This is a genomic window from Variovorax dokdonensis (genome assembly GCF_030316895.1).
GTDB classification, from domain to species: Bacteria; Pseudomonadota; Gammaproteobacteria; order Burkholderiales; family Burkholderiaceae_C; genus Variovorax; species Variovorax dokdonensis.
In genome coordinates this window covers 1,110,797-1,121,229 of record NZ_JASZYV010000002.1, presented here as the reverse complement: position 1 = coordinate 1,121,229, position 10,433 = coordinate 1,110,797, and the positions used below count along the sequence as shown (strand labels likewise).

Genomic DNA, 10,433 nt, shown 5'->3' with positions numbered 1-10,433 from the left:
CCGGGCCGACCTGGGCGCCAGCCGCAGCGACCCGCGCCCCACCGGGCAGGCCGACGCCGAGGTCTACCAATGGCACGGCGCCCAAGGAGCCAGCCACTACGCGCAGCCCCAAGCTGGCTCCGGCTCCGGCAGCGGTACCAGCACCGACACCGACAGCACCCAGAACGACAGCGCACAAGAAAGCCGCCTGATCGCCTTGCTGCGCATGCAGGAGCTTCGCAATGCCGGCGCCCGCGCCCAGGCCAGCGGCAACCTGCGCGCCATGGTGCCCGGCCACACCTTCCACCTGAGCGGCCACCCCCGGCAAGGCGCCAACGCCGAATACCTGATCCTGCAGACCCAGTTCCTGATCGAGGACACCGGCCAGCACAGCCAGATCCAAGGCGCCACCTCAGCCGGCCGCGGCCAGCAGTGGCGCGTGCAGGTGGACTTCACCACCCACCCGGTGGGCGAGCAGTTGCGCCCCGCGCACACCCGCATCAAACCCCACACCCACGGGCCGCAGACGGCACTGGTGGTCGGCCCCGAGGATCAGAACCTGTGGACCGACGAGCTCGGGCGCATCAAGGTGCAGTTCCCCTGGGACCGCATCGGTCAGAAGAACCAGCACAGCTCATGCTGGGTGCGCGTGTCCGGCGCCTGGGCGGGCAACCAGTTGGGGAGCATCCACATCCCGCGCATTGGCCAAGAGGTGGTGATCGACTTCATCGGGGGCGATCCGGACCTGCCGCTGTGCACCGGGCGGGTGGCCAACGCGGTGAACCTGCCGCCGTGGAAGCTGCCCGAGCAAAGTGCGCTCAGTGGCTTTCGAAGCCGCGAACTCGATGAGGGGGGCGGCAACAGCGCTGCCGGGCGCAGCAACCACCTGGTGATGGACGACACGGCCGGGCAGATTCAGGTGCAGCTCAAGAGCGATCACCAGCATTCGAGCCTGAGCCTGGGGCACATCACGCGCATCGAGGACCACCAGGGGCGCAAGGACCAACGGGGCGACGGCTTCGAGCTTCGCACCGATGGGCACGGGGTGGCGCGGGCGGCCGAGGGCTTGCTGATCAGCACGGAAGGACACGAGCAGGCCCAGGCGCATGCGAAGGACATGGGAGAGACGGTGCAGCGGCTGGAGCAGGCCCAGCAACAGCACGAGATGCTCGAAGACCTGGCGGTGACGCACGGGGCGTGGGATGAACTGGAGCAGTCCCAGAGCCATGCATCGATCAGTCAAAGCCTCAAGGCGCAGAACGACGCCTTGCGAGGCAACGGCCAAGCCGATCGCGCCAAAGGCACATTCCCCGAGCTCGACGATCCGCACCTGCTGCTGGCCAGTGCAGCGGGCATCCAGGCCAGTGCCAGCGGCAACATTGCGCTGGACGCGCAAGAGCACATCGCCATCACCAGCGGTGGGCACGCCAGCGTGGCGGCAAAGAAAAGCGTCCTGATGAGCGCCCTGAAGGGGCTGCGCCTGTTTGCCTACCAAGGTGGCGTTCGGATGTTCGCGCGCAAGGGCGCCGTGCAGATCCAGTCGCACGACGACAAGGTCCAACTGGTGGCCCAGCGGATGCTGCAGATGCTCACCCACGGCGAGGCCACGCTCAAGGCCAGGAAAGGCATCGTGCTGCAGGCCCAGGGCAGCACGCTGTACATCGACCAGCAGGGCTTCAGGTTTTACACGCCCAACGGGCATCAGGTTTGGGCGGCGGGGCATGGGACGCATGGGCCGCAAACACGTGCTGCCGATCTGCCAGATCTGCCGCGCTCGGTGTCTCCGGGCAGCAAGTTCCCGCCGTCGTTCTGAAGGGGAGCCAGCGACATGATCATCAGCCCCCCATTCCTGCCGGAACAAGGCAATGCCGCCCACGCGGACGACGAAGCCTATGTCGAATCGGCCATGCTCGACTCCATGGACAAGGTGATCGCGACGGGCGGCGCCCCAGCAGGCTCGTACCCGCTCGGCGCGGCACTGACCTGGCACAACGGATTGCACTTGCGGGCGCCCAGTGACGCCACGCAGCAAGGCCGCCTGCCCGTGCGAGCCATTGCAGACGGCACCGTCATCTTCAAACGCGCACCAAAGCCTGCCAACACCGACGCGACGGACCCGCAGAACTACAACCCGTCCGGAAGCGAGGCAAGCTGGACCGACAACGGCATCGTGATCGTGCGCCACACCACCGACATCGGCGCAACTGACAGCACGCCCACCAGCGTGACCTACCTCAGCGTGTACATGCACCTGTCGAGCATTGAGAGCACGGTGCTGGAAAGCAAGCCCATCTGGCGCAAGGACAAGATCGGCAAGGCCGGACAGATCTTCGGACAGGACAACCAGATCCACTTCGAGATCTGCATGGACGCGGCCAACCTGCAAAAGCTTGTGGGCGCATCACGACCGATTAGCTGGACTGACCCGAGCGTGCCGCCCACGGCGCATGGTCGAACGGATGCAGTGTTTGGCAGCGTCTACATCTACCTGCCCAAAGACACACCCACAAGTGCGACGGCGCCGACCAGTCATTTGCAGCCCCAAAAGGGCGCAGCATCCATTGCCTCTGGCAAGTTGGCCGAGGCGCAATGGGTGGAGATCCGCTACAGCAAGGGCCAAGGCATCGTCCGCAGCTACCGCGCCACTGACGTCAAAGATGGCGCCAAAGCGGGCACCCTGATCGGCAAGTCTCTTGCCGAACCGGACTTCGAATACAACCTCTACACCGAAGCCAACAAGCGACACAACAGTCTGGATACGGCAAACCAAATATCAAGCAGCCCCAGTGGATGGTATGAACTGCTTCGATTCGGCCGCAATCTTGGACCCGATAACTTGCCACGCAACGCGGCGCATTGGCGGCAGATTCCGACGGCAGGTGGAACCGTATGGGCCGATCTGAATGCGGATAACACGTTCAAGTTCAGCGATGCAGACTTCCCCGCTTTCAAGGGCTGGCAGTTCTTCGACGACGACACCAGCCAGGAAGATCAGCGCTGTGACTCCGTGGAACTCAAGCGAGTCATTCGCGACCCAAAGGCGGCGCCCGAAAGCATCCGCGCGCGAGTGGCGTTAACCAAGAGATTGAGCAACACCGACGTCCGCGAGAAGCTCAAACGCGCGATCTGCAAATTTCCCACCGAGTGGGACAGGAGCACCATTGCCCAGCGCTACGGATGGCTGAAGGTTGACGAAGAATTCAAAGTTGAGCAAGGCAAACCTTGGGATGACTTCAGTGCTCACTGCGAGGCAATTTCTTTTGAGAGACTACCGCAAGAATACAAGGATGCCATTTGGCATATTCATCCCAGGACGTTTATCTCGCATATGCGCAATTGCCCATGGCTCAGCGCGTTCGAGTTAAAAACAATCTACCCAAACGTCAAGAAGGACAGCTCAATCGAATTTCTGGCTCCCTTGAATAGTGGAATGAGAAAATATGGAATCAATACTCCATTGCGAAAGACGCTATTTCTGGGACAAGGGGCGGTTGAAGCAAGCGAACTTAACAGAATGGCAGAAGGCGGAAACACCCGTGGAAGTTACACTCGAGAAACGACCACTTGGTACGATAATCCGGATGAACATTACTTCGATGGCTATGCCCATCGAAACGGAAACATTGACACTCGAGATCACATCAAATTCCGCGGACGCGGTTTGAAGCAACTCACAGGTCGCTATAACTACGCCTATTATTGGGTATTTCGGGGATGGTTATCGCTTTCTGATTTTGACGATAGATGGTGGTCCCCACCGGTCGGCAGCAGAAGAGCTCCGGTCATCGTCAATCCTCAATTTATTAGCGTCGATCTACATAGCACCATCGATGCAGGCGGATGGTATTGGGAAGCAACACCGATTCGCGGAACTGGGAAAAATGGGCTGGGTCGATCTCGAAGCACCATCAACGTTATTGATGGCACACCATACTCCCACGCGCTTGTGGAGATGGTCACTCGCCTCATCAACGGCGGGACTATTGGCCTGCCTTCACGTTTGGCTGCTTGCGACAGAGCATTCAAATTACTAGGAGATACAACGTGATCAACTGGGCAATTCCATTCTTGTTGCTTCTCCTTTCCTTTAGTTCAATTGCGCAACCTTATTCGCAAGAAATTCAAACTCCCAATGAATTCAGTTTGACAGCAACTCAAAACAGAGGAGTGCTGACAGCAAGAATTTACATGAAAAGCAATGGGGAATCAATTCTCGTCTCAACGCTCACCAAGGCAAACAATGAAACACCGTTTGCCAACTACGCGCTTATCGACATCGAAAACGATGGCACACCCGAGGTAGAGTTCACGGGGGCATGCGACAAAGCGTGCTATCACGAAATATACAAGTACTCTAATGGGAGTTATAGACTTGCCTTCAAACGTTGGTACTCTGAAATAACAGTGGAGAACGGATACTATTTAGTCAGTGAGCGCGGGGGGTGCTGCACCGAAGAAATTCACATATTCAGCACCCCGCTTCACATGAATTCGAAGCCTCTACTTACAATAGAAAAAGAACGGTCGAACGAGGGCATTCGATGCACGAGAAATCAAGAGGCCTTAGAACCAAAATTGGATGAAATATCAGCACTCGTTTGCTCTCGATGAAGACTTGAAATCTATTCCAGATATTGAATTCGTTATTTTGACTTGAGCGCTGTGCTTCAAGCGTCGTCGGCGCCCTTCGACCAGACTCCACCCGCGACGCCCAGCATGGCAGCATCAACAGTTGCTCCCAATCCCTCGCCAGCTGTGTGAAGCCCGTCCATGCGCATGCGTGCCACCAGCGCGTGGTGTCCAAAGCCTTGGAGTTATGCATTCGGCGGCAGCCCAGAAGGTTGCCCGAAATGGGAATTGCCGACGAAGATGCTCACTGAGCAAGTCTAGTTGCACGGCGATCTCAATCCCTACTTAACGTGTTGATGTTGCTCGACGAACCCTCGTCTCTCTCGCAAGCACGCAATCGCCGCTATGGCTGGAAAACTGCCGAACTCAAAGCTTCTCATTGCCCTACTCCTAGTGTTATTGGCCTCCAATTTAAATGCACAAGTTGTGATGTGCTTTCAAGAAGACAACCAAAATCCCAGGAACCCAATTCGACTGAAAATGACTCTCTCAGCGTCTGATCCATTGACTGCGACAGTTCAATACAACAAATCTGAGAACGAAATTTTACTTTCGAAAATCTCAGAAAAAAAGTTGTCTACCGATGTTCCCGTAACAACGGAGAGCAAATGGCTCGAAAAAATTGGTGAGAAAGCAAACGGAATTTATGCATTGACAACCCGAGGGGCGGCGGTCGGCGCATTGAGTTACACCCGAAAAGACGGCAAGCGTTTTCTATTCTTCGACGATCCTGATTGCGTCGCATCCTCGGGAGGCAAATAGGTTGGCTTCAGGCGTCACCGCTCCAGAGTACCCCGCCCTTCCCTCCCCCCCAATACATCCTCCACCCTCAACGACTGCAACGGCGCCTTGGACCAAACCCCCGCCAGCGACGCGTCGCGTGGCAGCATCAATTGCCGCACCAACGGTTCGAGCATCGTGGTCGCGGGGTTGGCCAACAGGACCAAGCGGGGGTCTTCATCGTCACGGTCTTCGGCCAGGCGGCCGATCCAATCCAGCGCCAGCAGCGTCTCGACCACCGGCACCAGTTGAAGTGCGTCGATGCGCATGCGGGCGACCAGCGCGGCGTTGCCCAAACCTTTGGTCGGTGTGCCTTGAGCAGCAGCCAGGTGCTGCAGGACTTCCACCGCCAACTGGAATGACCACCCAGGCACCCCACCGCGGCGCGCCACCCCGGCGAGCAAACTCGGCAGGTAAGCCGCGATCACCGCGCCGAATAGCACGATCACCCAGGCCACATAGATCCACACCAGCAGGATCGGGAACGTGGCGAAGGCGCCATACATCACCGAGTAGGTCGGCACGAAGTTGAAGTAGATGGCCAGCAGGCGCTTGGCGACTTCCAACGTCACCGCCACGAACAGGCCACCGGCCCATGCGTGCGACCACTTCACCTCGGTGTTGGGCACGTAGTGATACAGCAGCGCCATGCCGCCGGCCAACACACTGAACTCGACAAGGTCCAGGAGCACCTTGAGCCCCTCGGCCCGGAGCAGGCCCGAGGAATTGGAGAACACGTACGACGTGGTGCTCAGGCTCAGCGCCAGCAGCAATGGACCCAGCGTGGCGGCCGACCAATAGATCAATACGCGCTGCGCTAGCGGCCGCTTGGTGCGCACCCGCCATATGTTGTTGAAGGTCTGGTCCATCGTGAGGACCAGCGCCACGGCCGTCACCAGCAGCACCAGCAGGCCCAGCACGCCCAGGCCACTGGCTTTGCTGGCGAACTGCGTCAGGTAGCCCAGCACCTGGCGCGCGATGTTGTCCGGAATCAGGCTCTGCACCAGCCACTGCTGCACCATGCCCTGCATGCGCGCAAAGATCGGGAATGCCGTGAACAACGCCAGTGCCACGGTAAAGAACGGCACCATCGCGATGGTGGTGGTGAAGGTCAGGCTGGCCGCCGACAGTCCCAGCTGGTCTTCGCGGAAGCGCTCGCGCAACACGGTCGCCGTGCCATGCCACGGGAATTCGGAAAGCTCCCTCCAAAGCGAACGGCGATTCATGGGCCGCTATCATGCCACCGGGTCCTTTCGCGCCATGTCTACTTCAAGCCCATCTGCCCCCTCTACATCGCACACCACGGGCTTCGATCCCGTGGCCGCTACACGCGTTCTGGCGGTGGGCAGCCTCGCGGGCCTGATCGCACTCGGCCTGGCCTGGGAGCTTTGGCTGGCGCCGCTTCGCCCGGGCGGCTCGCTGATGGCGCTGAAGGTGTTGCCGTTGGTGGTGCCGCTGGCAGGCCTGCTCAAGCGCCGCATGTACACCTACCGCTGGGTCAGCCTGCTCATCTGGATCTATTTCACCGAAGGCGTGGTGCGCGCATGGAGCGACACACAGCTTGCCGGCCGCGTCTGCGCTGGCATCGAAATCGTGCTGTGTCTGATGCTCTTCGTCGCCTGCGCCTGGCATGTGCGTACGCGCCTCGCACGCGCCGACGCCTTGAAGGCCGAGGCGCCTGAGCAACCAGCTACCAACCCGACCCCATGAACGAACAACTCATCGCGCGGCTGCGCGGCATCGTCGGCAACACGCAGGTGCTCGACCAGGGCGACCTCACGGCCTACGAATTGGATTGGCGCAAGCGCTCACGGGGCAAGGCTCTGGCCGTCGTCCGCCCCGGCAGCACGGCCGAAGTGGCTGAAGTGGTCAAGGCATGCGCAGCGGCCGGCGTTTCCATCGTCCCGCAGGGCGGCAACACCGGCCTGGCGGTGGGCTCGGTGCCTGACGAAAGCGGCACGCAAGTCGTGCTGAGCCTGTCGCGCATGAATGCCGTGCGCGGCATCGACCCGGCCAACCTGACGATGACGGTCGAAGCAGGGTGCGTGCTGCAAACGCTGCAAGACGCGGCCGAGCAGGCCGGTTTTCTCTTTCCGCTGAGCCTGGCTGCCGAGGGCAGCTGCACCATCGGCGGCAACCTGGCCACCAACGCCGGTGGCACCCAGGTGCTGCGCTATGGCAATGCGCGCGAGTTGTGCCTGGGCGTCGAAGTGGTCACGGCGCAGGGCGAAGTGTGGGAAGGCACCAGCGGCCTGCGCAAGGACAACACCGGCTATGACCTGCGAGACCTGCTGGTGGGCAGCGAGGGCACGCTGGGCATCATCACCGCCGCGACGATGAAGCTGTACCCACTGCCGGCGGCGCAACTCACCGCCTGGGCGGCCGTGCCCTCGCTGGAACATGCGGTGCAGCTGCTGGGCCTCGCGCACAAGCAATTGGGAGCGGGCCTTACCGGCTTCGAGGTCATGGGGCGCTTTGCGCTCAGTCTGGTGACCAAGCACTTTCCCCAGCAGCGGGTGCCCTTCGTCGACGCCGACAACGACACACCCTGGTGCGTGCTGCTCGAGAACTCCGACAGCGAATCCGAGGAACATGCGCGCGCGCGCTTCGAGGCGCTGCTGGAACAAGCCTTTGAACTCGGCTGCGCCACCGACGCGGTCGTGGCCGAGAACATCGCGCAGGCGCGCGCCCTGTGGCATGTGCGCGAAAGCATTCCAATGGCTCAAGCGGAAGAAGGGCTGAACATCAAGCACGACATCTCGGTGGCCGTCTCGCGCATTCCCGAGTTCGTGTCGGAAACCGATGCGCTGCTGCGAAAAGAGATTGCCGGCGTCCGCCTGGTCAACTTCGGCCACCTGGGCGACGGCAACCTGCACTACAACGTGCAAGCGCCAGAAGGCGGCGATGCCCGGCGCTTTCTGGAAGAGCAGGAAGAGCGCGTCAACACGCTCGTCTACGACCAGGTCGAGCGCTTTGGCGGTTCGTTCTCGGCCGAGCACGGCATCGGCTCGCTCAAGGTCCACAAGCTGCAAAAGCACAAGTCGCCAGTGGCGCTTGGCATGATGCGCGCCATCAAGCAGGCGCTGGACCCCAAGGGCACGCTCAACCCAGGTCGGGTGCTGGGCGACATCGCTTCTTAGCCCGCAACAGCAGGCGCTTGAAGCAGGTTTAGAAAAGCTTGCCCACGTTGAGCAGCGTCAGCACGCCCAACACGCCGAAGATGAACGCCGCGATGCCGTGGACCAGCGTCATCGATACCTTGCTGGCGATCTTTTCGCCCAGGAACACGGCGGGCACGTTGGCGATCATCATGCCCAGCGTGGTGCCAAGCACGACCGGCACCACGTCGGCATAGCGGGCCGCCAGCGCCACGGTGGCGATCTGGGTCTTGTCGCCCATCTCCGCCAGGAAGAAAGAGACGACGGTCGTTCCGAACACACCCAGGCGCGAGCGCGTCTGCGATTCGTCTTCGTCGATCTTGTCGGGAATCAACATCCACCCTGCCATGAGCAGGAAGGAAACGCCGATCACCCAGCGCAACACATCCGGCCCCAGCGCGCTGGCGACCCAGCCACCGACGGCGCCGGCCGCCGCGTGATTGACGAGGGTCGCGACGAAGATGCCGCCAATGATCGGTAGCGGCTTGCGAAACGCCGCCGCAAGCACGATGGCGAGCAACTGCGTCTTGTCGCCCATTTCGCCGAGCGCGACGATGCCGGTGGATACGAGAAAGGCTTCCATGAGATTCGTGGGTGCGAGAGGGCCGGACCAAACAATGACCACGCCGCTCCCCGGCCCGATCCGGAGGCAGTGTGGTCAAAGGTCTTGCCAGGCTCGAAAGCTGCGCACGCCATGGCCATTTGGCCAAGTCTGTTGACGTGAGCCCCTGCATTGCGCAGGGCAGCTACTCCCCAATGACTGAGTGCGCGATCTTAGTCGACGCGCATTTCAATGCATGAAACGCCGGCGGCGCCTAGACCGCCATGGGTGCCGTCAGTGGCGGATGGTGCTCGTAGCCCACCAGCGAGAAGTCCGAAGGCTCCACCTTCTCCAGCCACTCGGGTTCGTAGCGACCGGTGACGGCGTAGTCCGGGATGCGGTCGGACAACTGGAGTTGCGGCGCAGGCAATGGCGTGCGCTTGAGTTGCTCTTGCAGCATGTCCACGTGGTTCTCGTAGATGTGGGCGTCGCCGATGAAGTAGGTGAACCACCGAGGCGTGTAACCCGTCAGGCGTCCGACAAGGTGAAGCAGCGCCGCGCCTTCGGTCAGATTGAATGGCGTGCCCAGTCCGATGTCATTGCTGCGCACATACAGGCACAGCGAGATCTCGCGCTTGCTGGCGTTGACCAGGAACTGATAGAGCAGATGGCACGGCGGCAATGCCATTTCCTCGAGCTGCGCCCAGTTCCAGCCGTGGAAGAGGATGCGGCGATCGGACGGATTCTTGATGATGGTGTCCAGGCACTGGCGCAGTTGGTCCACCGCCTTGTAGAGCAAGACTTGCGGCGCAGCGCCCTGCTCGCCGGCCAGTTCGCCAATGCGGCTGTAGCCGCGCGCCAGGGCGTCTTCCACTTGCCGCTGAGCCTGCGCCTGGCTCATGTCAACGAGCTTGTAGGCTGGCCACTGGCGCCATTGCACGCCGTAAACCGGGCCGAGGTCATCCATCTGAAGGCGATACGGATTGGCCAGCCATTGGGCGTTCTCGTTCGCATTCTGGTCCCACACCTTGCAGCCCAGGGCGCGGAATTCGGCCGCGCTTCGCGACGCCCTCAAGAAGCCCACCATCTCGCCGACCGCCGACTTGAAGGCCAGCTTCTTCGTCGTCACCGCCGGAAACCCCTGCTGCAAGTCGAAGCGCAGCATCGCGCCCGGGATGCTCAGCGTACGGATGCCGGTGCGGTTGTCCTGCCAGCTGCCTTGATCGAAGACGTTGCGGACGAGGTCGAGGTATTGCTGCATGGCGAAAAACGCTGGGGTCGAATGGCGTGGAAAGGTCGCGCGGCGGCTGTGGCCGAGCCGGTCGGCATTGTCTCATCCTGCTGCC

General features: G+C 61.2%; 9 protein-coding genes and 1 riboswitch. Of the genes, 6 read left to right on the top strand and 3 right to left on the bottom strand.

Translation table 11 applies throughout. The features are described 5' to 3' along the window. The 4 genes from QTH91_RS13735 to QTH91_RS13720 form a co-directional block, all read left to right on the top strand. Window positions 1-1,792 (top strand): type VI secretion system Vgr family protein (locus tag QTH91_RS13735; RefSeq protein WP_286660617.1); only part of this gene is annotated, 1,792 nt, incomplete at its 5' end. A gap of 15 nt (window positions 1,793-1,807) precedes the next feature. Next, entirely contained in the window at window positions 1,808-4,027 is a 2,220-nt protein-coding gene (locus tag QTH91_RS13730) for a hypothetical protein (RefSeq protein WP_286660616.1), read from the top strand. Then, window positions 4,024-4,590, top strand: a complete 567-nt coding sequence (locus QTH91_RS13725; RefSeq protein ID WP_286660615.1) for a hypothetical protein — start codon at window positions 4,024-4,026, stop codon at window positions 4,588-4,590. Before QTH91_RS13730 ends, QTH91_RS13725 begins: the two co-directional genes overlap by 4 nt. 363 nt (window positions 4,591-4,953) lie before the next feature. Next, window positions 4,954-5,370, top strand: a complete 417-nt coding sequence (locus tag QTH91_RS13720; protein WP_286660614.1) for a hypothetical protein — start codon at window positions 4,954-4,956, stop codon at window positions 5,368-5,370. Between the two features lie 14 nt (window positions 5,371-5,384). Here the strand turns inward: QTH91_RS13720 and QTH91_RS13715 are convergent, their stop codons facing one another. After that, window positions 5,385-6,614 carry a YihY family inner membrane protein gene (locus QTH91_RS13715; RefSeq protein ID WP_286660613.1) on the bottom strand — a complete coding sequence of 410 codons (1,230 nt, stop codon included), beginning with the start codon at window positions 6,612-6,614 and terminating at the stop codon, window positions 5,385-5,387. A 34-nt stretch (window positions 6,615-6,648) separates the two neighbouring features. On the opposite strand from QTH91_RS13715, the gene QTH91_RS13710 reads away from it, so the two are divergent. Beyond that, a complete protein-coding gene (locus tag QTH91_RS13710; protein ID WP_286660612.1) occupies window positions 6,649-7,098 on the top strand; it encodes a DUF2069 domain-containing protein in 450 nt (149 codons plus the stop codon). After that, the gene (locus QTH91_RS13705; protein WP_286660611.1) at window positions 7,095-8,528 is read left to right on the top strand and encodes an FAD-binding oxidoreductase; all 1,434 of its coding nucleotides are present in this window, start codon (window positions 7,095-7,097) and stop codon (window positions 8,526-8,528) included. Before QTH91_RS13710 ends, QTH91_RS13705 begins: the two co-directional genes overlap by 4 nt. 28 nt (window positions 8,529-8,556) lie before the next feature. Here the strand turns inward: QTH91_RS13705 and QTH91_RS13700 are convergent, their stop codons facing one another. Together QTH91_RS13700 and QTH91_RS13695 are read right to left on the bottom strand one after the other, a co-directional pair. Next, window positions 8,557-9,129: a TMEM165/GDT1 family protein gene (locus QTH91_RS13700; protein WP_286660610.1), complete on the bottom strand. Its 573-nt coding sequence runs from the start codon at window positions 9,127-9,129 to the stop codon at window positions 8,557-8,559. 15 nt (window positions 9,130-9,144) lie between these two features. After that, window positions 9,145-9,313, bottom strand: a riboswitch (yybP-ykoY riboswitch). A gap of 48 nt (window positions 9,314-9,361) precedes the next feature. Next, the gene (locus tag QTH91_RS13695; RefSeq protein ID WP_286660609.1) at window positions 9,362-10,348 is read right to left on the bottom strand and encodes a thymidylate synthase; all 987 of its coding nucleotides are present in this window, start codon (window positions 10,346-10,348) and stop codon (window positions 9,362-9,364) included. Window positions 10,349-10,433 lie beyond the last annotated feature (85 nt).

Bases quoted from the DNA above. Each gene is read 5' to 3' on its own strand.
- QTH91_RS13730 (WP_286660616.1), top strand. From the start codon at position 1,808: ATGATCATCAGCCCCCCATTCCTGCCGGAACAAGGCAATGCCGCCCAC.
- QTH91_RS13720 (WP_286660614.1), top strand. From the start codon at position 4,954: ATGGCTGGAAAACTGCCGAACTCAAAGCTTCTCATTGCCCTACTCCTA.
- QTH91_RS13715 (WP_286660613.1), bottom strand. From the start codon at position 6,614: ATGAATCGCCGTTCGCTTTGGAGGGAGCTTTCCGAATTCCCGTGGCAT.
- QTH91_RS13710 (WP_286660612.1), top strand. From the start codon at position 6,649: ATGTCTACTTCAAGCCCATCTGCCCCCTCTACATCGCACACCACGGGC.
- QTH91_RS13705 (WP_286660611.1), top strand. From the start codon at position 7,095: ATGAACGAACAACTCATCGCGCGGCTGCGCGGCATCGTCGGCAACACG.
- QTH91_RS13700 (WP_286660610.1), bottom strand. From the start codon at position 9,129: ATGGAAGCCTTTCTCGTATCCACCGGCATCGTCGCGCTCGGCGAAATG.
- QTH91_RS13695 (WP_286660609.1), bottom strand. From the start codon at position 10,348: ATGCAGCAATACCTCGACCTCGTCCGCAACGTCTTCGATCAAGGCAGC.